Origin of the sequence: Streptomyces sp. SudanB5_2050, from assembly GCF_964272335.1 — a bacterium.
GTDB classification, from domain to species: domain Bacteria; phylum Actinomycetota; class Actinomycetes; order Streptomycetales; family Streptomycetaceae; genus Streptomyces; species Streptomyces rochei.
Genome location: NZ_OZ186760.1, coordinates 2,263,440 through 2,288,938, shown reverse-complemented (window position 1 = coordinate 2,288,938; position 25,499 = coordinate 2,263,440). Strand labels below are relative to the sequence as shown.

The following is a 25,499-nucleotide window of genomic DNA, read 5'->3' as shown; positions in this document are numbered from 1 at the left end:
CGGCCGCGCGCCCCGCGCCGTATATTCGGCCCGGAGTGCGGCACAAGCCCGAGCGCGGCAGAACGGGAGCGGTCATGGAGATCCTGGCCTTCGGCGTCCAGGCCGACGAGCGGCCCCTGATCGAGCGGGCCTTCCACGGCCACGACGAGATCCGCTGCCTGGACGTCTTCCTCAACGAGGACACCGCCCCCATCGCGGCCGGCCACGAGATCGTCTCCACCTCCGTCAACGCCGACCTCGGCGCGGCCGTCCTGGAGATCCTCGCGGCCGGCGGCACCCGGATGGTCGCCCAGCGCTCCACCGGCTTCAACAACATCGACCTCGACACGGCCGAGCGACTCGGGGTGACCGTCGCCCGGGTGTCGTACTACTCCCCGTACTCGGTCGCCGAGTTCGCCTGGGCCCTCGCCATGGCGGTCAACCGGCGGATCGTGCGCGCCTCCACCCGCACCCGGGACTTCGACTTCCGCCTGCACGGCCTGATGGGCCGGGACATGCACGGCCGCACCGCGGGCGTCCTCGGCACCGGCAAGATCGGCGAGGCGTTCGCCCGCATCGCCCACGGCTTCGGCATGCGACTGCTGGGCTGGGACGTCGCCGAGAACCCCGCCTGCATGGAGCTGGGCATGCGCTACGTCCCCAAGGACGAGCTGCTCGCCCGCTCCGACCTGGTCTCCCTGCACCTGCCGCTGATGCCCGCCACCCAGCACCTGATCGACGCGCCCGCCCTGAAGGCGATGCGGGACGACGCCATCCTGGTCAACTCCAGCCGGGGCGGCCTGATCGACACCGCCGCCCTGGTCACCGAGTTGCGCGCGGGCCGCTTCACCGGCGTCGGCCTGGACGTCTACGAGGCGGAGGCGGGCCTGTTCTTCCTCGACAAGTCCCTGGAGGCCATCGCCGACGACACCCTGGCCCGCCTCGTCACCTTCCCGAACGTCCTGGTCACCTCGCACCAGGCGTACTACACCGAGGACGCCGTCGGTCAGATCGTCGACGCCACGGTGAAGAACGTCCTGGACTACCGGGAGGGCCGCCGCTCGGAGAACGTGCTCGTGCCCCGCAGCTGACCGACCAGCTCCCGCACGACGGCGGCGCCGTTCAGCGTCAGCACGGACTCCGGGTGGAACTGGACGCCCGCGAAGCCCGGACCGCGCAGCGCGTGCACCTCGCCGCCGGCCGCCCGGCTCACCTCCACGCCGTGCGCGGCCAGCTCCGCGGCGCTCTCGTCGTCGCAGCGCGCGGTGAAGCTGTTGTAGAAGCCCACCGTCTCCCGCCGCCCGAACAGGTCGATCTCCGTCTGCGCCCCCTGGTACGGCACCTCCTTGCGGACGATGTCCAGCCCCAGCTCCGCGGCGATCAGCTCGTGCCCGAGGCAGACCCCGAGGACGCCGTGCCGCCGCTCCCCGAGGACGTCGGCGGTCAGCGCGCGCAGGAAGCGCATCTTCGGATCGGCGGGGTCGGACGGATCACCGGGTCCGGGACCCAGCACCACCGGCCCCGCGTGCCCGAGCACCGCCTCGCGCAGCCCCTCCTCGTCGTACCGCCGCACGCTCACCGCGAGCCCCGAGGAACGCAGCACGTGCGCGAGCATCGCCGTGAAGGTGTCCTCCGCGTCGACGACCAGGGCGTGGCCCTCCAGCGCGTCCGACGGCTCCTGCATCCGCAGCCAGAACGGCGCCAGCGACGCCCGGCGCCCGTCCAGCGCCGCGCGCACCCGGGGGTCGCCGGCCAGCTTCGGCCGCCCCGCCTCCGCACCCGGCCGGGACGGGCGCACGCCCAGCGCGGCCAGCACCCCGGCCGCCTTGGCATGGGTCTCGGCGACCTCGCCCGCCGGGTCCGAGCCCCGCACCAGGGTGGCGCCGACCGGCACCCGCAGCCCGCCGTCGGCGTCGATGTCGGCGGTACGGATCAGGATGGGGGAGTCGAGGGTCTGGGCGCCGCCCGCGTCCCGGCCGAGCAGCGCCAGCGCGCCCGCGTAGTAGCCGCGTCCGCCGGTCTCGTGCCGCTCGATGACCCGGCAGGCGTTCTGCACCGGCGACCCGGTGACCGTCGCCGCGAACATCGTCTCCTTCAGCACCTCGCGCGCGTCCAGCGAGGAACGGCCGCGCAGCTCGTACTCGGTGTGCGCGAGGTGCGCCATCTCCTTGAGCCGCGGCCCGACGACGACGCCGCCCATGTCGCCGACGGTGCACATCATCTTCAGTTCCTCGTCGACCACCATCGACAGCTCCTCGATCTCCTTGCCGTCGGCGAGGAAGTCGAGCAGGTGCTCGGGGGTCGGCCCCTCGGCGGGATAGCGGTACGTCCCGCTGATCGGGTTCATGACGACCGTGCCCCCGGACATCCGCACGTGCACCTCGGGGCTCGCCCCGACCAGCGTGCGGTCCCCGGTGTGGACGACGAACGTCCAGTACGCGCCCCGCTCGCCCTCCAGCAGCCGCCGGAACAGCGCCAGCGCGTCCGCCCGCCCGAACCCGTCGATCCGGCCCTCGTACGTCCGCCGGATCACGAAGTTGGCGCCCTCGCCCGCCCCGATCTCCTCCTCCAGCACCCGTCCGACGATCCGCGCGTACTCCTCGTCGCCGACGTCGAAGCCACCGCCCTCGACCCGGACGTCGTGCGCGGGCAGGGCGGCGAGCGCGTCGGCGAGCGGGATCTCGTACCGTTCCTCGGGGGTCAGCACCAGCAGGGGCGTGCCGTCGTCGCGGACGTCGAAGCCGCGTTCCCGGATCTGCCGGAAGGGGACGAGCGCCAGCCCCTCGGCGGGCAGGTCGGCGAGCCGGTCCCGCTCCGCCACCGGGCCGAGCAGCAGTTCCACGGTGTCGTGGTCGCGGCCCGGGGTGCGGCGGCGCAGCAGGGCGAACGGGCGGGGGTCGGCCAGGAGGCCGTCGAGCGCTGTCATGGGTCGGTGTCCCTCTCTCGGTCTCGTCGAGACCCTCGGTGGGAGGAACGGACCCGGTCGCGGAAACACCGAAGGCCGCCCCTCGGGCGGCCTTCGCGAAGTCTTGCGTACGCGCAGTCAGTGGGCCGCCGGATGAGCGGTCCACCACCAGTTCTGGGTCGAGTGCGCGAACATACGGCGCAGCGTACCCCACACCGGGGGCGTCCACGGAGCATTCGGTGCGTCTCATTACCTGGGCACGGGGCGGGGGCCCGGTGGCGACCCCGTAATGTTGAGGCCGTGACCGTGAACGCTAAGACCAGCCCGAGCGCTGGCAACACCTGGCGAGACCTGCCCGCGGCGCAGCAGCCCGAGTACCCCGACACCGAGGCTCTGCGCGCAGTGATCGCGGACCTCGAGTCGTATCCGCCGCTCGTCTTCGCGGGCGAGTGCGACCAGCTGCGCGCCCGGATGGCGGCCGTCGCCAAGGGAGAGGCGTTCCTCCTCCAGGGCGGCGACTGCGCCGAGGCCTTCGACGCGGTGTCCGCGGACCACATCCGCAACAAGCTCAAGACGCTGCTCCAGATGGGCGCCGTCCTCACCTACGCCGCGTCCGTGCCCGTGGTGAAGGTGGGCCGGATCGCCGGCCAGTACTCCAAGCCGCGCTCCAAGCCCACCGAGACCCGCGACGGCGTGACCCTGCCGACGTACCGGGGCGACTCGGTCAACGGCTTCGACTTCACCGAAGAGGCCCGGATCCCGGACCCCGAGCGGCTCAAGCGCATGTACCACGCCTCGGCCTCCACGCTGAACCTGGTGCGCGCCTTCACCACCGGCGGCTACGCGGACCTGCGCCAGGTGCACGCCTGGAACCAGGACTTCGTGAAGTCCTCCCCGTCCGGCCAGCGCTACGAGCAGCTCGCCCGGGAGATCGACAACGCGCTGAACTTCATGCGGGCCTGCGGCACCGACCCGGAGGAGTTCAAGACCGTCGAGTTCTTCTCCTCGCACGAGGCGCTGCTGCTCGACTACGAGTCGGCGCTGACCCGCGTGGACTCGCGCACGGGACAGCTGTACGACGTCTCGGCGCACATGGTGTGGATCGGTGAGCGCACCCGGCAGCTGGACCACGCGCACATCGAGTTCGCCTCGCGCATCCGCAACCCGATCGGCATCAAGCTCGGCCCGACGACCACGGCCGAGGAGGCGCTGCAGTACATCGAGCGCCTGGACCCGGAGCGCGAGCCGGGCCGGCTGACCTTCATCGTCCGCATGGGCGCGGACAAGATCCGCGACAAGCTCCCCGAGCTGGTCGAGAAGGTCACCGCCTCCGGCGCCACCGTCGCCTGGATCACCGACCCGATGCACGGCAACACCTACGAGGCGGCCTCCGGGCACAAGACCCGCCGCTTCGACGACGTGCTCGACGAGGTCAAGGGCTTCTTCGAGGTCCACAAGGCGCTCGGCACCCACCCGGGCGGCATCCACGTGGAGCTGACCGGCGACGACGTCACCGAGTGCGTGGGCGGCGGCGACGAGATCTTCGTCGACGACCTGCACCAGCGCTACGAGACGGCCTGCGACCCGCGGCTCAACCGCAGCCAGTCGCTCGACCTGGCGTTCCTGGTGGCGGAGATGTACCGGGACCAGTGACGGCCGGCCCCCGCCGGGGCCGGTGAATGGGGCGCGGGTCACACACGATCCGCGCCCCCTTCACTTTTGCCGGCCCGGGACGATGGGTAAGGTTAGGTTTGCCTCACCGATCAGTCGGGCCCTCCGGTCGTCGGTACGGCACGACCTTGTACCCCGCCCGGGAGGTGAACCGCGTGTTCGTCTGCAGCTGCTTCGGTGTCACCGAGGAACAGGTGAAGAGCCACGCGGCGGCCGGGGCCTGCACGCCCCGGCAGATCGCCTCCGCCTGCAAGGCGGGCACCGACTGCGGCGGCTGCGTGCGGCGCATCCAGGCCCTGCTGGGCCGGGGCGCCTGCCCCCGCCGACAGCTCGCCGACCAGGGCGAGCCGGTCCTCTCGGAGCTTCCCGAAGCCGCCTGACTACAGCGAGCCGGGGCCGGACGCGTCCGGCTGGGACTGCTCGATCACCGTGGACAGGTACAGCGACTCGCCCAGCTTCTCGATCAGCTCAAGCTGGGTGTCCAGGTAGTCGATGTGGTGCTCCTCGTCCGCGAGGATCGCCTCGAAGACGTTGGCCGACGTGATGTCGTTCTTGGCCCGCATCACCTCGACGCCCCGGCGCAGCCGGTCGATGGCCTCGACCTCGATCTCCCGGTCGGCCTGGAACATCTCGGTCACGCTCTGGCCGACCCGCACGTGGAAGAGCCGCTGGTAGTTCGGCAGGCCGTCCAGGAGCAGGATGCGGTCGGTGAGCACCTCGGCGTGGCGCATCTCGTCGAAGGACTCCGCGCGCGTGTACTTCGCGAGCTTGGTCCAGCCCTTGTGGTCCTGCAGCTTGGCGTGCAGGAAGTACTGGTTGATCGCCGTGAGCTCGGCGGTCAGCTGCTCATTGAGGAACTCGATGACCTCGGGGTCGCCCTGCATCGCTTGACGCTCCTTCGAACGGGAACTGGCGTGTTGCGCCGCATGATTGCACCGGCTTCCAAGATCGTCCAGTAAGTCTAGACTTAGTAAGTAAGTACAGGCTTAGTCCTTTTTGATACTGATTGCCCGAATGTAAGTGGGGCGGGTCCGGGGCATCGGTCCGGGTCTGTCAGGATGGAGGCATGGGTCAGCCGGTGGGACACGAATCGGGAGAAGGCGGTTCGGAAGGAGCGTCGCGGTTCGAGCTCCCGCCGGGGCAGCGACTGCAGCGCGGCTGGCCGGTCACGCACTACGGGCCGGTCCCCAAGTTCCGGCCCGAGCGCTGGGAGTTCCGGGTCTTCGGCGCCACCGCCGACGGTGAGAAGCGCGGCTGGACCCACGACGAATTCACCGCCCTGCCGTACACCACGGTCGTCGCCGACCTGCACTGCGTCACCAAGTTCAGCATGCTCGGCTCCGAGTGGGGCGGCGTCCCGGCCGCCACCGTCCTGGAGCTGGCCCCGCCCGCGCCGGCCGTCACCCATGTGATGGTGTGGGCCGAGTACGGCTTCAGCTCCAACCTCCGGCTGTCCGACTTCGCCGCGGAGCGCACCCTCTTCGCCACCCACAAGGACGGTGAGCTGCTCACCGCCGAGCACGGCTTCCCGCTGCGGCTGGTCGTGCCGCATCTGTACGCGTGGAAGGGCCCGAAGTGGGTCCGCGGCATCGAGTACATGACCGCCGACCGCCGCGGCTTCTGGGAGGAGCGCGGCTACCACAACATCGGCGACCCCTGGAAGGAACAGCGCTACTCCTACCAGGAGGAGCCCGGGGACGGCCCCGAGCTCTGACCCGGGGAGCCCGCCGCGATCAGCCGTCGCGCAGCTTCTTGAGCCGCTCCACGTCCGCCGCGTGGCCCTCCTTGCCGCCCGGCGTCTCGATGACCAGCGGCACTCCCTCGGTCGCCGGGTGGGTCATCAGCGCGCGGAACGGGTCCTCGCCGATGTGCCCGGCGCCGATGTTCTCGTGCCGGTCCTTGTGCGCGCCGGCCACGTCCTTGGAGTCGTTGGCGTGGATCAGCTTCAGCCGGCCCTCGCCGACCGTGTCCACCAGCAGGTCCAGCGTCCGGTGCATGCCCGAGGGCCCGGTCAGATCGTGGCCGGCCGCGAAGATGTGGCAGGTGTCCAGGCAGACGCCCAGCTTCGGGTGGGCGTCCAGCGCCTCGAAGTACGGCCCGAAGTCCCAGGTCCGCGAGCACAGCGAGGCGCCCTGCCCGGCCGTCGACTCCAGCAGCAGGTACGGGTCGTCGTCGTGGGTCAGCTCGTCCAGCAGCGGCAGCATGTGCTCCCGTACCTGCTTCAGCGCCACCGCACGGTCCCGTCCACCGGTCGCGCTGCCGGTGTGCACGACCACGCCGAGCGCCCCGATCGCCCGCCCGCGCCGCAACGAGTGCCGCAGCGACTCGACCGACCGCTCCACCGTCGCCTCGGTGTGCGAACCGAAGTTGATCAGATACGGAGCGTGCACGTACGCCGGGAGAGACCCGGCCGCGCACGCCTCCCGGAACGCCTCGTCCTGCTTCGGGTTGCCGGCCGGCGTGGCCCAGCCGCGCGGGTTGGCGACGAAGACCTGCACGGCCTCCGCCTTCAGGTCCCGGGCGTAGGACAGGCCCACGGAGTGCAGGCCGCCGGCCACGGGGACATGGCCGCCGACGGGGTTGCGGGGGAGCGCGGGGGCCGGGGAGGGGGTGGAGGCGGACCGTTCACTGTTCACCCGTTCAGGGTGTCATGCGGGATCACGCCCGCGGACCGTGAGAGCGGTCACCCCGTGCTCACCTGATGGTGATCTTGATGGTGGAGCCCTTGGGCGCCGTGTCCCCGCCCTCCACCGACTGCTCCTTCACGGTGTCGCCGAACAGCCCGAGCAGACCGCGGTCCTCCTTCACGTCGAAACCCGCGTCCTCGAGCGTCCGCTTGGCGTCGTCCACGCTGTCGCCGACCACGTCCGGGACCTCGATCATCTCGGGGCCCTTGGAGACCGTGAGGGTCACCGTGTCACCCTCGGCGGCCCGGCTGCCGGAGCCCGGCGTCTGGCGGGCGACCTGCCCCTTGTCGTACTCCGAGTTCACCTGCTCCTCGGCGACCTTCACCTTCAGCCCGGCCTCGGTCAGCTCGGCCCGCGCGTCGGCGAGGTCGTCGCCGGTGACGTCCGGGACGTCGATCGGGCTGCCCTTGCTGACGACCAGCGCGACCGCGGAGCCCGCGCGCACCGTGGTGCCCGTCTTCGGCTCGGTGGAGACCACGAAGCCCTTCGGGACCTCCTCGCTGAACGCCCGGGTCACCATGCCCGGCTCCAGCCCCTCGTCCTTCAGCACGGTCCGCGCCCGGTCGAGCCGGTAGCCCGCCACGTCCGGCAGCTTCACGGTGTCGGGACCGTCGGAGACGGTGAGCGCCACCGAGTCGTTCTTGCGGATGCGCTCGCCGACGCCCGGATCGGTGCTGATGACCTTGCCCCGCTCCACGGTGTCGCTGTAGGCGTGCTCGACCTTGCCGACGTCCAGACCCGCTTCCTCCAGCCGGTCCCTGGCCTGCGCCTCCGTCTTGGAGAGCAGCGCCGGCACCTTGGTGAACTGGCCGGAGTTGATGTACCAGACGCCCGTGCCCAGGCCGAGCACCAGCAGGACGGCCACGACGATCGCCAGCGGCCCCCGTCGCAGCCGAGGCCGCCGGGGTCCGGGCGGGTCCGCCGGGGGAGCCGCCAGCCGGCTGGTGCGGTGCACCCCGTCGGCGTCCGCGGGGAAACCGCCGTCCGCGCCGCCCTCGTCCCCGTCGACCGGCAGGGGCCGGGGCATCGTGAGGGCGCGGGGGATCACGCTCGTGCGGTCCTCCGCGTTGTCGTGCTCCCCGGCGACCGCAAGCGGCGGCACCGCGTCCAGCTGTTCCTCGGTGAGCGCGGCCCGGGCCTCACGGGTCAGCGCGAGCAGCGCCACGGCGTCGTGCGGCCGGATCTCCGGGGTGCGCGCGGTCGCCGAGGCGACCAGCTCGTCCAGCTCGTACGCCATCCCCGGCACGGCGGCCGACGGCGGCGGCACGTCCTCGTGCAGGTGCTTGTAGAGCACCTGGGCGGGGGAGTCGCCCTCGTGCGGCTTGCCGCCGGTCAGCATCTCGTAGAGCACGACGCCGCACGCGTACACGTCGACCCGGGGGTCGGCGGCGCCCTGCTCGATCTGCTCGGGCGCCAGGTAGGAGACGGTGCCGAGGACGGCGCCGGTGGTGCTGGTGACCGTGTCCACGGCCCGGACCAGGCCGAAGTCGGCGACCTTGACCCGGCCGTCGTCCCCTATCAGCACGTTCTCCGGCTTCATGTCGCGGTGCACGAAACCGGCCCGGTGCGCGGCGCCCAGCGCGGCCAGCACCGGCTCCAGGATGTCCAGCGCGGCCCGCGGCCTGAGCGCCCCGCGCTCGCGCAGCACGTCACGCAGGGTGCAGCCGGCGACGTACTCCATCGCCAGGTAGACGTACGCTCCCTCGGCGCCCTGGTCGAAGACCTGCACGACGTTCGGATGGTCCAGCCGGGCCACCGACTTCGCCTCGCGGATGAACCGCTCCACGAAGGTGGCGTCGGTCGCGAGCGTCGGATGCATCACCTTCAGCGCGAGCACGCGGTCCAGGCGGGTGTCCACGGCCCGGTAGACCGTGGCCATCCCGCCGACCGCGATCCGCGCCTCGACGCGGTACCGGCCGTCGAGCACCTGCCCGACGAGGGGGTCCTGAAGGGTCGTGTCCACGCAGCGAGTCTACGAGCCACCACGGCCCCCCGACGCCGCCACCGACGCCCGCCCCCACTACTGCAGCGGACCTGTGACGCATCCCACCCACACCACCCGCGAACCCCCACGGACGCCCCGCCCCCGGAGCCGATACCCGCCCCCGCGCCTACACCCGCCCGCTAACGGACGACGCCCTCCTTACGGGCGGCAGCCCGCCGCGTACGGCCTCCCTACGGACGGCAGCCCGCCGCACAGGCCCTCCCCACGGACGGTCGGCCGCCGACGGTGGACGACCCCCACGGGCGACGCCCACCTCTCGACCGACTGGAAACGGGTGGTGCGCGGGTGGGAGACCAGGACGGCAGGACAGCGCCGCGTCACCGAAAAGCGGGCCGCTCCGGATCGAACACCGCCATGCCCTCCGCAGGAGACGACGCCTCGGCGAACCGCCGCCGCGGAATCCGCCCCGCCAGCCGGGCCAGCCTCCCCGCCTCCACCGCCGACCGCATCGCCGCGGCCATCAGCACCGGCTCCTGCGCCCGCGTCACCGCCGACGCCAGCATCACCCCCGCACACCCCAGCTCCATCGCCAGCGCCACGTCCGACGCCGTACCGGCCCCCGCGTCCAGGATCACCGGCACGCCCGCGTGCTCCACGATCAGCTCGAAGTTGTGCGGGTTGCGGATGCCCAGCCCCGACCCGATCGGCGACCCGAGCGGCATGATCGCCGCGCACCCGACGTCCTCCAGCTTCCGCGCGAGGACCGGATCGTCATTGGTGTACGGCAGCACCGTGAAGCCGTCGTCGACCAGCGTCTCCGCCGCGTCCAGCAGCTCGATCGGGTCCGGCAGCAGGGTGCGCTCGTCGGCGATGACCTCCAGCTTCACCAGATCGGTCCCGAGCGCCTCACGCGCCAGCCGCGCGGTGAGCACGGCCTCCCCGGCGGTGAAGCAGCCCGCCGTGTTCGGCAGCACCCGGACCCCGAGCTTCTCCAGCACCGACAGCACCGACCCGTGCACCGAGGCGTTCACGCGCCGCATCGCGACCGTCGTCAGTTCCGTGCCGGAGGCCAGCAGCGCACGCTCCAGGACGTCGAGGCTGGGCGCCCCGCCGGTCCCCATGATCAGGCGGGACCCGTACGACGTACCGCCGAGGACGAAGGGATCGTCGGCCATGGTCAGCCTCCTTGGACGGCGGTGAGGACTTCGACGCGGTCGCCGTCGGCCAGCGCGGTGGCGGCCCACCGCGCGCGCGGGACGACGGTCTCGTTGAGGGCGGCGGCCACGCCGGACGGCGCCGAGGTGAGCGTGCCCACCAGGGCGTCCAGAGCCGTGCCGGCGGCCACCTCGCGCGGCTCGCCGTTGACGGAGATCTTCATGCGGACTGCTCCGAGAGTTCCGAAGGTGCCGGGATTTCCGGGTGCGCGGAGTGCGCGGGGTGCGCGGCGGCGGTGAAGCGCCCGGGGGCGAAGGGGCGGGCCTCCTCCGGAAGCTCCCCGGTGGTCAGCGCGTGCGCCATGACGTCGCCGGTCACCGGGGTGAGCAGGACGCCGTTGCGGTAGTGCCCCGTGGCCAGCAGCAGGCCGTCGAGCCCGGTCGGGCCGAGCATCGGGGCGTTGTCCGGGGAGCCGGGGCGCAGACCCGCCCGGGTCTCCGTCAGGGGCAGCTCCGTGATGCCGGGGACCAGCTCGTGGGCGTCGCGCAGCAGCTCGTAGACGCCGCCCGCGGTGACCGTCGTGTCCCAGCCCAGCTCCTCGCTGGTGGCGCCGACGACCAGCTCACCGCTCTCCCGGGGCACCAGGTAGAGCGGGTTGCCGCGCACCACGGCGCGCACCGTCCGGTGCAGCAGGGGCCCGTGCGTCCGCGGCATCGCCAGCCGCAGCACCTGCCCCTTCACCGGCCGCACCGGCGGCAGCACGTCCTCGGGCACACCCGCGAGCCGCCCGCTCAGGCTGCCGCAGGCCAGCACCACCTGCCCGGCCTCCAGCAGGGTGCCGTCGGCGGTGACCACCCCCGTGGCCCGCCCGCCGCCCCGCCCGAGGGCGAGCCGGTCGGCCCACGCGCGGTGCACGACGACGCCCGCCCGCTCGCAGGCGGTCACCAGCGCCGCGGCCAGGCGCCGGGGGTCGATCTGATGGTCGCCGTCCACCCGGAGCCCGCCGCGCACACCCGGCGCGAGCATCGGCTCCAGGCGCCGGCACTCACGACCCGACAGCCACTCGGACTCCAGCCCCGAACGCTGCTGGAGCGCGTGCAGTTCGCGCAGATGGGCGCGGTCGTCGGCGTCCAGCGCGACGGCGAGGGTGCCGCAGCGGCGGTAACCGAGGTCGTGGCCCGTGACGTCCGCCAGCTCGGCGGCGAACTCCGGGTAGCGGCGGGCCGAGGCGAGGTTCAGCGCGAGCAGCGTCTGCTCGCCGTAGTGCAGTTCCGTGACGGCGGCCAGCATCCCGGCGGCCACCCGGGCGGCGCCACCGCCCGGCTCGGGGTCCACGAGGGCCGTGGCGAGACCGCGCTGCGCGGCCCGCCACGCCGTGACCAGACCGATGATCCCGCCGCCCACGACGAGCACGTCGGGTGCGGGGGACGAGGTGTGCGGTGGTGACGACATGGGCGTCCAGCCCCTCCCTTCGCCGGCATGACCCGGATCAGGTTCGTACGGTCGGAGGCCGCCAGCCTCCCTCTCAGCCCGGTGCGTCCGGGCTCCCGCGAGTGCTTTACGTTGGCCACCCTAGCCCGCAGCACCTCGCACTCGTAAGGGAGCCTCCGCCCGTGGCCCGTTCACTCGACGGTCTCGTCCTCGCCCCCGTCGCCGACCAGGCGCCCGGCCAGGTCGGCACCCGCACGCGCTTCGCCTACCACGAGAGGGACGGCGTCGTGTGGGCCGAGTACGCGGGCGGCGACGTGGTCCGCGGCCACCTGGTCGGCACCCGGGAGGGCGACCGCCTGGACTTCCGGTACGTGCAGCTCAAGGCCGACGGCGGCACCTCCTCGGGGCACTGCGCGGCGACCGTCGTCGAGCTGCCGGACGGGCGCGTGCGCCTGGAGGAGAGCTGGGAGTGGGAGTCGCAGCGCGGCAGCGGGACGAGTGTGGTCGAGCAGGTCACGGCGCACGAGCGCTGACTGACTTTCCGTCAGGTGTCTAAGGTGATCAGGTGAGTGAGCAGACGCGGGACCGGGAACAGGCGCCGGAGCAGACCCGGGAGCGGCAGGCGGACGCCCGGCACCGGGTCGTGGTCGTCGGTGCGGGCATGGCGGGGGTGCAGACCGCGGTGGCGCTGCGCGAACGGGGTTTCACCGGCCCCGTCACGCTGATCGGCGCCGAGCCGCACCAGCCCTACGACCGCCCCCCGCTGTCCAAGGCCGTCCTGCTCGGCACCGCCGAGGGCTCCGCCTTCGACGTCGACTTCGAGGCCCTGGACATCACCCTGCGACTCGGCTGCGAGGCCCTGGGCGTCCGGCCCGGCGCGCACACCCTCGACACGTCGGCGGGGCCCGTGCCGTACGACTCCCTCGTCCTCGCGACCGGCGCCGAGCCGCTGCGGCTCCCCGGTGCGGAGGACGTGCCCGGCGTGCACCTGCTGCGCACCCTGGACGACGCCGAACGGCTGCGTCCGGTGCTCGCCCGCCGGCACGACATCGTGGTCGTCGGCGCCGGCTGGATCGGCGCCGAGTTCGCCACCGCCGCCCGGGAGGCGGGCTGCGCGGTGACCGTGGTGGAGGCCGCCGACCGTCCCCTGGCCGGCGCGCTGCCCGCCGAGGTCGCCGCGCCGATGACGCGGTGGTACGCCGAGGCGGGCGCGGTGCTGCGCACGCACACGCGCGTGACGCGCGTCGAGCCCGGCGACGGCCCGGGGGAGCCCGGCCGGGTGATCCTGGACGACGGCTCGCGGCTGCCCGCCGACGCGGTCGTCGTCGGCATCGGCGCCCGGCCCGCCACCGCCTGGCTGGCCGGCTCCGGGATCGACCTCGGCGCGCACGGCGAGGTCGTGGCCGACGACCGCCTGCGCAGCTCCGTCCCGGACGTCTACGCGGTCGGCGACTGCGCCTCCTTCCCCTCCGGGCGCTACGGCGAGCGGCTGCTGGTGCACCACTGGGACAACGCCCTCCAGGGGCCGCGCACGGTCGCCGCCGGCATCGTCGGCGCCGCCGCCGGCGAGGTCCCCGAGACGTACGACCCGGTGCCGTACTTCTGGTCCGAGCAGTTCGGCCGCTTCGTCCAGTACGCCGGCCACCACACGGCCGCCGACACCACGCTGTGGCGCGGTGATCCCGCCGGTCCCGCGTGGACGGTCTGCTGGCTGAGAGAGGGCCGCCTGGTGGCCCTGCTGGCCGTGGGCCGCCCCCGGGACCTGGCTCAGGGCAGGAAGCTGATCCAGGCGGGCACCCCGATGGACCCGCTGCTGCTGGCCGACCCGGCGAAGCCGCTGAAGTCGGCCACGGCCTAGTCCGGCTTCCGACTGTCAGTGGCAGATGGCAGGCTTGAGACGTGACCGAGATTGACGCAAAGATCGATGCTCTCGTGCCTGCCTGGCTCACCGTTCCCGACATCGCCGAGATGCTCGGCGTCGAGGTGACCCGCGTGCGCCAGCTGATCAAGGAAGGCCAGCTCATCGCCGTACGCCGCGGCGAGAACCGGGCGCTGCACATCCCGGCGGCCTTCATCGACGGGGACAAGGTCGTCAAGGGCCTGGTCGGCACCCTGACGCTGCTGAGGGACGACGGCTTCACGGCCGAGGAGATGCTGGAGTGGCTCTTCACGCCCGACCCGTCCCTGCCCGGCACCCCCGCCCAGGCGCTGAGCGAGAACCGCGGCACGGAGGTGAAGCGCCGCGCCCAGGCGCTGGCCGTCTGACCTGACCTGACCCGACCTGACCCGGCTCGCCCCGGCCCCGGTTCGGGGGCGGACGGGCCGGGCCGCGGGGGACCGCCTCGGGCGGTGCGTCCACCGCGTCGTACCTTGGGCGGCGTTCCCGCGGCCTTCCTCCGACGGCCGCGGGGGCGCCGCAGCCCGTTAGCCGAGGCGTGCGCCCACCGCGGGCCCACGCCGCACACCTGGGGGGACACACCCGTATGCCCGACACCGCCGCGACCGCACGCGCCCGGCTCGCCGACGCCCGCCTCTACCTGTGCACGGACGCCCGCCGTGACCAGGGCGACCTGCCCGAGTTCCTGGACGCGGTGCTGGCCGCCGGCGTGGACGTCGTGCAGCTGCGCGACAAGGGCATGGAGGCCGCCGAGGAGCTGGAGCACCTGGAGGTCTTCGCCGACGCCTGCGCCCGCCACGGCAAGCTCCTCGCGGTCAACGACCGGGCCGACGTCGCCCACGCCGCCCGCGCCGACGTGCTGCACCTCGGACAGGGCGACCTGCCGGTGCCCGCCGCCCGCGCGATCCTCGGCGAGGACGTCCTCGTCGGCCGCTCCACGCACGCCGAGTCCGAGGCCGCCGCCGCGGCCGTCCAGGACGGCGTGGACTACTTCTGCACCGGCCCCTGCTGGCCGACCCCCACCAAGCCCGGCCGGCACGCGCCCGGCCTCGACCTGGTCCGGTACACGGCGTCCCTGGGGACCGACCGCCCCTGGTTCGCCATCGGCGGCATCGACCTCGGCAACCTCGACGAGGTGCTGGAGGCCGGCGCCCGGCGCGTCGTCGTCGTCCGGGCGATCACCGGGGCCGACGACCCGGGCGCGGCCGCGGCGGAGTTCGCGAAGCGGCTCCGGGAAGCGTAGGCGCGGCCGGGCGGCCCGGCGCGCGGGCGGGGCGCGCGGCGCGGCGGGTGCCACGGGCATGTGTCCAAGGAGTGGACAACAACTCGACAATACGGACAAAAATCCCGCATCCGGTTGGGGGACCGCCACCCCCTGGCTAACCTGCCCGTATGGCCCTCGGAACCGCATCCACCAGGACTGATCGCGCGCGCACCGTGCGTGACATCCTCGCCGCCGGCAAGACGACGTACTCGTTCGAGTTCTCGGCGCCGAAGACGCCCAAGGGCGAGAAGAACCTGTGGAGCGCGCTGAGGCGGGTCGAGGCGGTCGCCCCGGACTTCGTCTCCGTCACCTACGGCGCCGGCGGTTCCACGCGCGCGGGCACGGTCAAGGAGACCCAGCAGATCGTCGCCGACACCACGCTGACGCCCGTCGCCCACCTCACCGCGGTCAACCACTCGGTCGCGGAGCTGCGCAACATCATCGGCCAGTACGCCGACGCCGGGATCCGCAACATGCTGGCCGTGCGCGGCGACCCGCCCGGCGACCCGATGGGCGAGTGGGTCCCGCACCCCCAGGGTCTGACCTACGCGGCCGAACTCGTCGAACTCATCAAGGAGTCCGGCGACTTCTGCGTCGGCGTCGCGGCCTTCCCCGAGATGCACCCGCGCTCCGCCGACTGGGACACCGACGTGGCGCGCTTCGTCGACAAGTGCCGGGCCGGCGCCGACTACGCCATCACCCAGATGTTCTTCCAGCCCGAGTCGTACCTGCGCCTGCGCGACCGCGTCGCCGCGGCCGGCTGCGACACCCCGGTCATCCCGGAGATCATGCCGGTGACCAGTGTGAAGATGCTGGAGAGGTTGCCGAAGCTCAGCAACGCGTCGTTCCCTGCCGAGCTGAAAGAGCGCATCCTCGCGGCCAAGGACGATCCGGCGGCTGTACGCTCGATCGGGATCGACTTCGCCACGGAGTTCTGCGCGCGGCTGCTGGACGAGGGTGTCCCCGGACTGCACTTCATCACGCTCAACAACTCCACGGCGACGCTGGAAATCTACGAGAACCTGGGCCTGCACCACCCACCGCGGGCCTAGACCGGCCGCACATACTTACGACACACTGCGTTGCGGCCACTGGGAGAGGGGCGTACATGGGCTGGACGGTCCTCTACATCGCGTTCGGCATCGTCGCGCTGTGGCTGCTCGGGGAGGTGCTGCTGCAGTACAAGGCGCGGTTGCGCTGGCGGCTGCTCGCCTTCGGCGGCTTCGCCGGTGTCGTCGCCGGTGTGCTGCTGTCCAACGTGATCGTCATCGGGCTGGGCGCCGCCGCCTTCGCGGTCGGCCAGACCTACGTGACGCTGTCCTTCCGCCGCGGCTTCGAGGCCGGCTGGGCGGTCAACGCCCCGGCGAGCCTGGTCGGCAGGCGCGCCCGTCCCGAACGCGGCCGCCGGGAACCGACGTTGGAGGTCTCCGGCCTGGAGGCGGCCGACCCCGGTCCCGACCCCTACGACGACGGCGCGCGGAGCCGGGGAGCGGGCCACGACGGCCTCTCCTACGGCCACGACGACTACGACCGCGACGACGTCTTCACCCCGGCCCGCCCGGTCGACCCCGGCGCGGCGGAGACCACGGCCGTCTACGAACCCCAGCCCATGCCCGACGACACCGGTTCCTACGGCGTCTACGGCGACACCGGCTACGCGGCCGGCCAGCAGCCGGCCGCGCACGGCGCCGACCCGTCCTACGCCTACGACTACCCGGGCCACGCCCCGCAGGGCTACGGCTACGACGCCGGGGGCCAGCAGTACGCCGCCTACTCCGACCCGTACATCGGCACCCACACCTACGGCGGGACGTCGTACGACACCGGCGGCTACGACACGGCGGGCGGGCAGGGCCACGGTCACCCGCAGGGCTACGGCCAGGACCAGTACGCCACCGGCACCACCGGCGGCTACGGCGAGACCCCGGCCGGCGGGGTCTGGGTACCGCAGCAGCGCAGCACCGACGACCCCTACGGCGGCGAACTCCCGCCGGAGCAGCCCTACCCGTACCAGGGCGACGCCCAGCCGCAGGGCTACGACGAGCAGTACCGCTACTGACGGTCCCTCGGGCGGCCGGGAACCGGTCGCCCGCCGCTCACTGGGAGCCCCGGAACTGGGGCCCCTCCACGACGAGTCCGGCGACCAGCGCGCCCGACATGCCGGCGTGCGGCAGCCCTCCGCCGGGGTGCGACCAGCCGCCGACCGTGAACAGCCCCTGCGTGCGCGTGCCGTTCGCCGGGTGCAGCAGACGACCGCCGGCCGCCGCCAGCGCCGGCGCCGGCACCGCGCCGTCCGCCACCCCCGTCGCCGCCGCGACGTCGGCCGGGGTGCGCACCTCCTGCCACAGGATGCGGTCGCGCAGGCCGGGTACGGCACGCTCGGCGGCCCGGACCAGGCGCCCGGCGTGGACTTCGTACTCCTCGGCCTCCTCGGCGGACGCCCCGCCGCCCGCGGGCACCACCGAGGTCACGGTGACCGCCTCGTGGTCCGCGTCCGGGACCAGCGCGGGGTCGTCCGGCCGCAGCACCGTGACGGTCGGCTGCTCGGGAGCCCGGGCCGCCGGCCCGAACAGGGCGTCCAGCTCGGCCTCGCGGTCCTCCGCGTGCACCACCGTCCGGTGCGCCGTCCCCGGCGGCCGGCCGCCCCGCAGCGCCAGCAGCACCGTCAGCCGGCTCGCCCCGTCGCGCCGCGCCGGGACCTCCCCGTCGCCCCGCACCGGTGAGCCGCCGCACAGGCGCTCCAGCACCCCGGGCGCCACCCCCGCGACGACGAACTCGGCCTCGGCGACGCCGCCCTCGGCCAGCTCCACGCCCGCCACCCGGCCGTCCTTCTCGACGATCCCCGTGACCTCGGCGCCGAAGCGGAACTCGACCCGGCGGGCCAGACACCGCTCGTACACCGCCCGGGCCAGCTCCCGCAGACCGCCACCGCGCACGTACCACATGCCGAACGCGTACTCCATGTACGGCAGCACCGCGGCGTTGGCCGGGGCGGTCCGGGGGTCGAGGCCGTGGGCGAGCGCGTGGCTCTCCAGCAGGGCGGCGAGCCGGGCGTCCCGCAGCTCCCAGGCACCGACCTCGGCGAGCGTCCCGGCCCGGCGGGTGCGCAGCAGCCGCTTGTGCGGGACCGCGGGATAGGGCTCGCGCTCGGCCAGCACCTCCCAGTTCGGCCACAGCGGCTCCTCCAGGAGCGGGCGGCGCGTGCGGTCCCAGGTCTCCCGGGCCCGCACCAGGAAGTCGCCCCAGCGCCTCCCGGCGTCCGCGCCGAGCGCGGCGTCCAGGGCGGCGAGGACGCCGGCCCGCGAGGCGTTCGGCAGCGCGACCTCGGTGCCGTCCGCGAACACGTGCCGGACACTCGGATCGACCTGCACCAGCTCGACGCAGGACTCCAGCGGCTCCTTGCCGGTCTTGACGAACAGATCGCGCCAGACGGCGGGCAGCGGCAGCAGACCGGGACCGGTGTCGAAGGAGAACCCGTCCCGCTCGAAGCGCCCGAGGGCTCCGCCGTACGTCGCCGTCCGCTCGTACACCACCACCCGGTGGCCCGCTACGGCCAGCCGGGCGGCGGCCGCCATCGCGCCCGTCCCGGCGCCGATCACCGCAATCCGTGCCATGCCGGCGACTTTATCCGCCACCCGCGACGGTCCCGGCCGAGGGGCCGCCGCACGGGGGGACGGCAGGTGCGGGGCGCCGGGTGAGTACCGCGGCGGACGCGCGCGTGACCGGTCGGCCGGCCGCCGCCGTGGGCCGGGGTGCGCAGGTGTGAGTACCCGTACCTACCCCGCCAGATGAGTACCCGCGCGGATGGGGCGGGACCCGCCGCGACGAGAGAGTGGAGGCACGGAGAGGGGCACGGCTCCGGCACCGGCGACACGGGGCGCCGGAGCGGAGCCGGGCCCGCGATCCGCTCCTTCCGCCGGCCGCGGTCGGCGGGAGCGAGGCACGGGGGAACCCGGGGGAACGACCGGAAACGGGGGTTCCGACGGGGGGACGTACGGGGGAGCAGGAGAAGGCGCCGGTCCGACGGCGGCCCGCGGGGGACGCGGCCGCCACGGGCCGGCGTTCTTCGTGCGCGACCGGCCCGCCCGGCCGCGCACGGCGCCTCAGGGGCGGCCGCTCACCCGGCCCTGGAGCAGCCGGGACAGGGCCGCGTGCACGTCGTCCAGGGAGCGCTCCGGCTGGAACGACTTCCAGTCCAGCGCGGCCACCAGGACCATGCCGACCAGCGCGGCGGCGGTCAGCGGCACATCGATCTCGTCGCTGAACTCACCGCTGGCCACGCCGTCGCGCAGCACGCCCTCCACCACCGCGACGGCCTCCTGCCGGACCACCAGCAGCGTGGACTGCCAGGCTCTGTTGGTGCGCCACAGTTCCGCCACGTACAGCTGGGTGAAGGCCGGGTAGCGGTCGATGAAGACGAGCCCCGCGCGGATCATCGCGTCCAGCGCGTCGACCCGGCCCCGGCCCTCGCGGGCCGTCCGCTCGGCCGCCTCGCGCAGGGACGCGGTCAGCAGACCGACACCGTGCCGCAGCAGCTCCTCGAAGAGGACGGACTTGCTGGCGAAGTTGTAGTACACCGTGCCCTTCGCGACCCCGGCGCGTTCGGCGATCTCGTCCACGGTGGTGGCGGAGAAGCCCTGCTCGGCGATGAGGGTGACGGCCGCCTCGTAGAGTTTCTGCCGGGTGGCCTCGCGGCGGCTGCTGCCGTGCGAGGTGGCGCTGCTGCTTTCCATGGTCCCGATTGTCACAGCACCCTCGCCGGCCGTGTCACCGCAGGGCCCGTGCGGGTCACAGGGTCAGCTCCGGGTGCAGCCGGTCCAGCGTCCACACCTGCCGGCGGCGGGCCGACAGGGCGGTCAGCGCGAGGGCCGCCGCGGTGAAGGCCGCGAGCACCGCGCACGCCTGCCACACCGGTGCCGTCCCGCCGCCCGTGATCAGCCTTCTGAGGGCCTCGACGACGTAGCTCATCGGCAGGAACGGGTGCAGCGCGTTGAAGAAGCCCGGACTGGTCTGCACGGGGTACGTGCCGCCCGCCGACGTCAGCTGGAGCATCAGCAGCGCCAGGACCAGGATGCGGCCGGCCGCCCCGAAGCGGGCGTTCAGCCACTGCACGATCGCCGCGAAGCACGCCGTCACCAGGCACAGGAAGCCCACCGTCCCGGCCGCCCGGACCATCTCCAGACCGACCGCCCAGTGCAGCACCGCCATCAGGGCCGCCGTCTGCAGCACCCCGAGCGCCACCACCGGCAGCCAGCCCGCGAGCGCGATCCGCCAGGCCGACGCCCCCGCGGCGAGCGCCCGCCGGTTCATCGGCGGGATCAGCATGTACGCCACCATGGCGCCCACCCACAGGGAGAGCGGGATGAAGTACGGGGCGAAGCCGGTGCCGTAGTTGGGCGCCCGGTGCAGGGACTCGGAGGCGAGCCGGACCGGGTCGGCCATCACCCCGGTGCGCGCGTCCCGCTCGTGTTCGTCGTAGTCGGGGATCTTGCCGGCCCCGTCGTGCAGGCCGCCGGCCAGCTTCGCGGAGCCGTCCACCAGCTTGAACAGCCCGCCGTTGAGGTCGTCGGCGCCGGTGCGGAGCTTGCCGACACCCTCGTCCAGGTCCTTCGCGCCGGTCTTGGCCGTGCCGATGCCCTTGTGGAGCTTCTCGGCGCCGTCGGCGACCTTCCCGGCGCCCGTGTTCAGTTCGTTGATCTTCTTGACGGCGTCGTCCAGGTCCTCGGAGAGGTTCGGGGCGCGCTCGGCGAGGGCCTGGGCCTGCTTCTCCAGGGCCGCCAGGTTCTTGTCGAGCTTCTTCAGCTCCTTCTCGCGGTCGGTGACCAGGCCGCTGACGTCGTCGGCGACCGTCGCCACGGTGGCGGCGGCGTCCCGGGCCTTCTCCAGGTCGGGGCAGGCGGCGTCGGGCAGCGCCGGGTCCGCGCAGCGCGTCCGGTACACCCCGGCCAACGCGTCCGCCTGGCTCCGGGCGTCCTCGGCGGCGGCCGGGGCCTTCTTCACCAGGGAGTCCAGGTTCTCGCGGAGCGCCCCGGAGGAGTCGGCGACGAACCGGGCCGTCTCTCCGATGGTCTTCTCGTTGTCCTCCAGGAAGGGGCCCACCCGGTCGGCCGCTCCGTTGACCTTGCCGGCGAGCTTCTCCGTGCCGTCGGCGACCCGCTTCGAGCCCTTCTCCAGGTCACCCGCCTTCGTGTCGAGCTTCTTCAGCCCCTCGGACAGGTCGCCGCTGCCGTCCTCGGCGTCCTCGAGCCCGTCGGCGAGGTCCTTCGAGCCCTTCTCCGCCTTTCCGACGCCGCCCTTGATCTCGTCCGCGCCCTTCGCCGCCTTCACGGTCTCGCCGTGGATGTCGGAGAAGGAGACGAAGATCCGGTCGAGGAACGCCCGCGACGCCTTGCCGGACGCGGCCTCGCGCACCTCGGCGAAGACCGTCCGCGAGATCTGCCCCACGATGTAGTTGTTGGCGTCGTTCGTACGGACCTGGAGGGCGCCGGCCCGCGGCGAGTCGCCCGCGCCGGAGGCGATGCGCCGGCTGAAGTCCGCGGGCATGGTGAGCGACAGGTAGTACGTGCCGTCCTCGACGCCGCGCCGGGCCTCGGCGGCGCTCACCTCGTGCCAGTCGAACACCTCGCTCTCGCGCAGCCCCTCGGCGATGTCGTCGCCCGCGGCGAGCCTGCGGCCGTCCGCGGTGGCCCCCCGGTCGTCGTTCACCAGCGCCACCGGGACGCGGTCCAGACGGCCGTACGGGTCCCAGAACGACCACAGGTACAGGGCGCCGTAGAGCAGGGGCAGCAACAGCAGGGCCACCAGGGCGGCCCGGGGCAGGCGTCCGCGCCCGAAGCGCCTCAGCTCAAGCGCGGCCAGTCTCGGCGAGCGCACCGGCAGCCTCCTCCGTCACGTCGTCGGTGTGGTCCGTGTCCTCGCGGCGGGTGTCGCTGTGGGCCGTGTCGGCCGTGTCGTCGCCGTCGTCGCCGTCTTCGTCGACTGCGCTGCCTTCACCGTCGTCGCCGTCGTCGCCGGCTTCGCGGCCGCCGTCGGTCGCGGTGTCCGGCGCGGTCCGCGGCGCGGTGTCCGGCCGCGTGGAGACGGTCACGGCGTCCCCGGGCGCCTCGCCGCACACCGCCACCACGGTCGTGCCGGACGCCGCGATCGACGCCAGCAGCGACCAGATCTCCTCCCGCTCGGCGGCCGACAGCTTGAGGTCGGCGTCGTCGACACCGAGCAGGCGGGGACGGCCGGCCAGGGCCAGGGCGATCGACAGCCGCAGCGCCTCGGTGCGCTCCAGGTCCCGTACGGCGGTACGGAGCCCCTTGGGCAGGGTCTCCGGGTCGAGGCCGGCCGCGGAAAGCGCCGTGTCGGCCAGCAGCCGAGCCTTCGCCGCCCGCTCCGCGCGCGGGCGCAGCAGGTCGCGCGCCGAGGCGCCGAAGCGGCGTTGCAGCAGCGCCCGCTCCCGCAGGTGCTCGGCCACGGTCAGGGCCGGATCGAGATCGGTGACGCCCGGCACGTGCGCGAGAGCGCTGATCCGGCGCAGGGCGGACATCTGCCGGGGGAGCCGCAGCCCGCCCACGGTCGCCGTGCCGTCGGTCGGCCGCATCCGTCCGGTGAGCGCGAGCAGCAGACAGGTGCGGCCCGAGCCGGACGGACCCGCCACCGCGATCAGCGAGCCCGGTCCGGCGTCGACGCGGACGTCCCGGAACGCCCAGCCGCGTGGCCCCCTCAGCCCGAAGTCCCGGGCCGTCACCGCCAGCCCGTGCGGACCGTCCACGCCGCCTCACCCCTCTTTTGAACTGACTGGTCAGTGCAAAAATTAACCCGAACCTACGAGCGAGGCAAAAGCGCAGGTCAGAACGGATTGTCAGTGGCATACCTCACGATGGGCACATACGGCACCTCGTCACCGAGCGTGTCGTCACGGAGACGACAGGAGGATCGTCATGGCCCACTCGTCCGCAGCCGCCGCCCGGCGGCGTCGCGCAGCCGGCCCTGCACCCTCACTGACCGGCCCGGCGAGCGACGTGCACCCCGTGCTCCGCCGGACGACCGCCCCGCCGGCCGCCCTCGACCTGCTCGCCCAGGCGCGGGCCGGCCTGGAGGAGGCCACCGTTCTCGAGACGCCGAACGAGCGGTACGCCACCGCCCATCTCGCCGCCCTGCGCACGGCCGCCGCCGTGCTCGCCGCCCGGGGCCGGCCCGAGACCACCCCGCGGGCCCGCGCCCGCATCCGCAGCGCCTGGGAGGTGCTGCCCGAGATCGCGCCCGAGCTCGCCGACTGGAGCGCGCTGTTCGCCTCGGGCGCGGGACGCCGGGCCCGCGCCGAGGCGGGCATCCAGGGAGCCGCGGGCAGCCGGGACGCCGACGACCTGATACGCGACGTGGCGATGTTCCTGCGCCTCGTGGAGCGGATGCTGGCCCTCCAGCCGGTGCTGCCCCAGCCCCGCTCCGACGCGGACGGCTCCGACCCGGGCGCCCCGGGTCCGGGTGGCCCGGGCACCCCCGGCACCTCCGGCGCGGACCGGCCGGAGAGCGATCGTCCGAGCCGCCCGGGGGAGGAGCCGGGTGACCGGCGGCTGCCGGACGCGGGGTGAGCGCCGGACGGGAGGGGGGCGTCCCGGCGGGCCGACCGGTGCGGTGACCGGCGCGGTGTTCGTGACCGCGCCGGTGCTTGGACCGCGCCGGTGCGGGTGACCGGGCCGGTGGGGGCGACCGGACGGGACCGGTGACCGGGCCGGTACGGGTGACCGGCGGGCGAACCGGAGGCAATAGGGTGGGAGACGCCTGAAGCCTGCCCCGTCCCGCTCCCGGTCCGGGGCGGCAGCCCGTTCGCTCCGCCCGTGCCCGAGGCGGTGCCGCGCCGAGGAGTCAACTGCCGTGTCGGACCCGATGCGCCCGCCCGTCTCCCCCCACCGTCCCCACCCGGCGTCGCCGCGCTCCGAGCCGTCCCGTTCCCGCGCCGCCCTGAGGACCGCCGTGGTCTGGGACGTCCTCCAGGAGGCCCTGGACCGCAGGGTCAAGGCCACGGGCCGCCAGGCGCTGGACGTCCTGGACACCGGCGGCGGCAGCGGCAACTTCGCGGTGCCCGCGGCCCGCCTCGGCCACCGCGTCACCGTCGTCGACCCGAGCCCCAACGCCCTGTTCGCGCTGGAGCGCCGCGCCGCCGAGGCCGGTGTCGCCGACCGGGTGCGCGGCGTGCAGGGAGACGCCCGCGGCCTCTTCGACGTGGTCGAGCGCGGCGGCTACGACGCCGTGCTCTGCCACGGCGTCCTGGAGTACGTGGACGACCCCGCCGAAGGCGTGCGCAACGTGGTCGCGGCGCTGCGCCCCGAGGGCGTCCTCAGCCTGCTCGCCGCGGGCCTCGGCGGTGCCGTGCTCGCGCGCGCCCTGGCGGGGCACTTCACGGAGGCCCGGCACGCCCTCGACGACCCGGACGGCCGCTGGGGCGACGGCGACCCCGTGCCGCGCCGGTTCACCGCCGACCAGCTCACCGGTCTGGTCGAGTCCGCGGGCCTGCGGGTGGGTGCCGTGCACGGCGTCCGGGTCTTCGCCGACCTCGTGCCCGGGGTCCTGGTGGACACCGAGCCCGGTGCCATGGAGGCGCTGCTGAAGCTGGAGGCCGCGGCCGCCGAACTCGCCGCCTTCCACTCCGTGGCCACCCAGCTCCATGTGCTCGGTGAGGCACGAGGGGCCGAAGAGGTCTGAGTCACCCGGCGGGGTACGGCCCTGATCAGGGACGCGGCTGCACATGGAGTACGCCACAGGCCCCCCGAACGGGGGCCAGTCGCCGTATGATCGAGGGAGACCGCCCGGCATGACGGGTCGGCCGCTGGGGAATGGGAACTTCAGCGAGCCGGCACGGCCATGACGGAAACCGGTTGGCCAATTGGCGTAGAGGGGCGGGTTTCACGGGGGCGATTCCCTGCCTATCCTGAAGGGACCCCCCCGGGTCGCCCCGGCGACTGCACGATGAGGAGGACTCCGTGCCGCTCTCGGAGCACGAGCAGCGCATGCTCGAGCAGATGGAGCGAGCGCTGTACGCCGAAGATCCCAAGTTCGCGACAGCGCTCGAGGGAAGCGGGCTGCGTACGTACACCCGGCGACGGGTCTACCAGGCGGTCGCGGGCTTCCTCGTAGGTATTGCGCTCCTCATGGCCGGTATGGTCGCCCAGCAGGTCTGGCTCAGTGTGGTGGGATTCCTCGTCATGCTGGGTTGCGCGGTGCTCGCCGTGACCGGTTGGCGCAAGGCCCCGAAGCCGGGCGAGCAGCCCGCGGCGGGTGCCGGACCACAGGCGCGCCGCCAGGGAAGGCAGAAACGCTCGATGATGGACCGCATCGACGAGCGCTGGCAGCGGCGCCGGGACGAGCAGCAGGGCGGTCAGTAGCCGCGGGCAACCTGCTCACCAGGACATCCGTGTGAGGGGTGACCACCGATCGGTGGTCACCCCTCACACGTGCGCGCGGGTCGGCGCCTACCTGGCGCATGGGGCCGCTGCTGGAGCCGCCGGGCCCTGCGGACACCGGTCCGGCCGGGTCCCGCAGGCCGCTGGACCGTCCGGGACGTCCGAGCCGCTGGGCCG

25 protein-coding genes and 1 riboswitch are annotated in these 25,499 nt (G+C 73.7%); of the genes, 13 read left to right on the top strand and 12 right to left on the bottom strand.

Translation table 11 applies throughout. The annotated features are described in order from the left end of the window. Positions 1-74 precede the first annotated feature (74 nt). Entirely contained in the window at positions 75-1,070 is a 996-nt protein-coding gene (locus ACFZP7_RS10215) for a 2-hydroxyacid dehydrogenase (RefSeq protein WP_385634266.1), read from the top strand. Here ACFZP7_RS10215 and ACFZP7_RS10210 read toward each other — a convergent pair. Together ACFZP7_RS10210 and ACFZP7_RS10205 are read right to left on the bottom strand one after the other, a co-directional pair. After that, the gene (locus ACFZP7_RS10210; protein WP_385634265.1) at positions 1,022-2,905 is read right to left on the bottom strand and encodes an anthranilate synthase family protein; all 1,884 of its coding nucleotides are present in this window, start codon (positions 2,903-2,905) and stop codon (positions 1,022-1,024) included. The genes ACFZP7_RS10215 and ACFZP7_RS10210 overlap by 49 nt on opposite strands. A gap of 117 nt (positions 2,906-3,022) precedes the next feature. Continuing rightward, a complete protein-coding gene (locus tag ACFZP7_RS10205) occupies positions 3,023-3,079 on the bottom strand; it encodes a trp operon leader peptide (protein ID WP_071528813.1) in 57 nt (18 codons plus the stop codon). Between the two features lie 105 nt (positions 3,080-3,184). Between ACFZP7_RS10205 and ACFZP7_RS10200 the strand changes: the two genes are divergently transcribed. Both ACFZP7_RS10200 and ACFZP7_RS10195 read left to right on the top strand, forming a co-directional pair. Further along, positions 3,185-4,537, top strand: a complete 1,353-nt coding sequence (locus ACFZP7_RS10200; protein WP_031016964.1) for a class II 3-deoxy-7-phosphoheptulonate synthase — start codon at positions 3,185-3,187, stop codon at positions 4,535-4,537. Between the two features lie 164 nt (positions 4,538-4,701). After that, the gene (locus tag ACFZP7_RS10195; protein WP_030971935.1) at positions 4,702-4,935 is read left to right on the top strand and encodes a bacterioferritin-associated ferredoxin; all 234 of its coding nucleotides are present in this window, start codon (positions 4,702-4,704) and stop codon (positions 4,933-4,935) included. Here the strand turns inward: ACFZP7_RS10195 and bfr are convergent, their stop codons facing one another. After that, the gene (gene bfr, locus ACFZP7_RS10190; RefSeq protein WP_019327969.1) at positions 4,936-5,439 is read right to left on the bottom strand and encodes a bacterioferritin; all 504 of its coding nucleotides are present in this window, start codon (positions 5,437-5,439) and stop codon (positions 4,936-4,938) included. It abuts the gene before it with no gap. A 182-nt stretch (positions 5,440-5,621) separates the two neighbouring features. Here bfr and ACFZP7_RS10185 point away from each other — a divergent pair, with 182 nt between their 5' ends. Next, entirely contained in the window at positions 5,622-6,269 is a 648-nt protein-coding gene (locus tag ACFZP7_RS10185; RefSeq protein WP_030971937.1) for a sulfite oxidase-like oxidoreductase, read from the top strand. Positions 6,270-6,288: 19 nt separating this feature from the next. Here ACFZP7_RS10185 and ACFZP7_RS10180 read toward each other — a convergent pair whose 3' ends face one another. The 5 genes from ACFZP7_RS10180 to thiO all read right to left on the bottom strand — a co-directional run bounded on the left by ACFZP7_RS10180 (position 6,289) and on the right by thiO (position 11,794). Next, entirely contained in the window at positions 6,289-7,191 is a 903-nt protein-coding gene (locus ACFZP7_RS10180) for a deoxyribonuclease IV (RefSeq protein WP_031016966.1), read from the bottom strand. Positions 7,192-7,249: 58 nt separating this feature from the next. Next, positions 7,250-9,205: a Stk1 family PASTA domain-containing Ser/Thr kinase gene (gene pknB / locus ACFZP7_RS10175; protein WP_385634264.1), complete on the bottom strand. Its 1,956-nt coding sequence runs from the start codon at positions 9,203-9,205 to the stop codon at positions 7,250-7,252. Between the two features lie 359 nt (positions 9,206-9,564). Further along, complete coding sequence (locus ACFZP7_RS10170; RefSeq protein ID WP_019327973.1) at positions 9,565-10,362, bottom strand: thiazole synthase; 798 nt, start codon at positions 10,360-10,362, stop codon at positions 9,565-9,567. 2 nt (positions 10,363-10,364) lie between these two features. Next, the gene (thiS, locus tag ACFZP7_RS10165) at positions 10,365-10,565 is read right to left on the bottom strand and encodes a sulfur carrier protein ThiS (RefSeq protein ID WP_019327974.1); all 201 of its coding nucleotides are present in this window, start codon (positions 10,563-10,565) and stop codon (positions 10,365-10,367) included. After that, positions 10,562-11,794, bottom strand: a complete 1,233-nt coding sequence (gene thiO, locus ACFZP7_RS10160; RefSeq protein WP_385634263.1) for a glycine oxidase ThiO — start codon at positions 11,792-11,794, stop codon at positions 10,562-10,564. The genes thiS and thiO overlap by 4 nt, the downstream gene beginning before the upstream one ends. Next, positions 11,792-11,903: riboswitch (TPP riboswitch) on the bottom strand. (Overlaps the previous gene by 3 nt.) 52 nt (positions 11,904-11,955) lie before the next feature. On the opposite strand from thiO, the gene ACFZP7_RS10155 reads away from it, so the two are divergent. The 6 genes from ACFZP7_RS10155 to ACFZP7_RS10130 all read left to right on the top strand — a co-directional run bounded on the left by ACFZP7_RS10155 (position 11,956) and on the right by ACFZP7_RS10130 (position 16,993). Then, positions 11,956-12,306, top strand: a complete 351-nt coding sequence (locus tag ACFZP7_RS10155) for a hypothetical protein (RefSeq protein ID WP_031016980.1) — start codon at positions 11,956-11,958, stop codon at positions 12,304-12,306. 32 nt (positions 12,307-12,338) lie between these two features. Further along, entirely contained in the window at positions 12,339-13,631 is a 1,293-nt protein-coding gene (locus ACFZP7_RS10150) for an NAD(P)/FAD-dependent oxidoreductase (RefSeq protein WP_385634262.1), read from the top strand. A 41-nt stretch (positions 13,632-13,672) separates the two neighbouring features. Further along, complete coding sequence (locus tag ACFZP7_RS10145) at positions 13,673-14,038, top strand: Rv2175c family DNA-binding protein (RefSeq protein WP_029393876.1); 366 nt, start codon at positions 13,673-13,675, stop codon at positions 14,036-14,038. A gap of 218 nt (positions 14,039-14,256) precedes the next feature. After that, a complete protein-coding gene (gene thiE, locus ACFZP7_RS10140; RefSeq protein ID WP_030971955.1) occupies positions 14,257-14,913 on the top strand; it encodes a thiamine phosphate synthase in 657 nt (218 codons plus the stop codon). Positions 14,914-15,062: 149 nt separating this feature from the next. Beyond that, positions 15,063-15,986: a methylenetetrahydrofolate reductase [NAD(P)H] gene (metF, locus tag ACFZP7_RS10135; RefSeq protein ID WP_046250012.1), complete on the top strand. Its 924-nt coding sequence runs from the start codon at positions 15,063-15,065 to the stop codon at positions 15,984-15,986. A 56-nt stretch (positions 15,987-16,042) separates the two neighbouring features. After that, positions 16,043-16,993: a hypothetical protein gene (locus ACFZP7_RS10130; RefSeq protein ID WP_385634261.1), complete on the top strand. Its 951-nt coding sequence runs from the start codon at positions 16,043-16,045 to the stop codon at positions 16,991-16,993. Between the two features lie 37 nt (positions 16,994-17,030). Here ACFZP7_RS10130 and ACFZP7_RS10125 read toward each other — a convergent pair whose 3' ends face one another. The 4 genes from ACFZP7_RS10125 to ACFZP7_RS10110 form a co-directional block, all read right to left on the bottom strand. Beyond that, positions 17,031-18,548, bottom strand: a complete 1,518-nt coding sequence (locus ACFZP7_RS10125) for an NAD(P)/FAD-dependent oxidoreductase (protein WP_216881238.1) — start codon at positions 18,546-18,548, stop codon at positions 17,031-17,033. Positions 18,549-19,037: 489 nt separating this feature from the next. Beyond that, the gene (locus tag ACFZP7_RS10120; protein ID WP_019327983.1) at positions 19,038-19,667 is read right to left on the bottom strand and encodes a TetR/AcrR family transcriptional regulator; all 630 of its coding nucleotides are present in this window, start codon (positions 19,665-19,667) and stop codon (positions 19,038-19,040) included. Between the two features lie 55 nt (positions 19,668-19,722). Then, a complete protein-coding gene (locus tag ACFZP7_RS10115) occupies positions 19,723-21,807 on the bottom strand; it encodes a YhgE/Pip family protein (protein WP_385634260.1) in 2,085 nt (694 codons plus the stop codon). Further along, on the bottom strand, positions 21,779-22,693 hold the full coding sequence (locus ACFZP7_RS10110) for an ATP-binding cassette domain-containing protein (RefSeq protein ID WP_385634259.1): 915 nt from the start codon (positions 22,691-22,693) through the stop codon (positions 21,779-21,781). The genes ACFZP7_RS10115 and ACFZP7_RS10110 overlap by 29 nt, the downstream gene beginning before the upstream one ends. 169 nt (positions 22,694-22,862) lie before the next feature. Here ACFZP7_RS10110 and ACFZP7_RS10105 point away from each other — a divergent pair, with 169 nt between their 5' ends. The 3 genes from ACFZP7_RS10105 to ACFZP7_RS10095 all read left to right on the top strand — a co-directional run bounded on the left by ACFZP7_RS10105 (position 22,863) and on the right by ACFZP7_RS10095 (position 25,304). After that, a complete protein-coding gene (locus ACFZP7_RS10105; protein WP_019327986.1) occupies positions 22,863-23,513 on the top strand; it encodes an SAV_6107 family HEPN domain-containing protein in 651 nt (216 codons plus the stop codon). 283 nt (positions 23,514-23,796) lie between these two features. Beyond that, positions 23,797-24,624 carry a methyltransferase gene (locus ACFZP7_RS10100; RefSeq protein ID WP_210902965.1) on the top strand — a complete coding sequence of 276 codons (828 nt, stop codon included), beginning with the start codon at positions 23,797-23,799 and terminating at the stop codon, positions 24,622-24,624. Between the two features lie 278 nt (positions 24,625-24,902). Next, a complete protein-coding gene (locus ACFZP7_RS10095) occupies positions 24,903-25,304 on the top strand; it encodes a spore wall synthesis complex protein (RefSeq protein ID WP_019327988.1) in 402 nt (133 codons plus the stop codon). Positions 25,305-25,499: the final 195 nt, after the last annotated feature.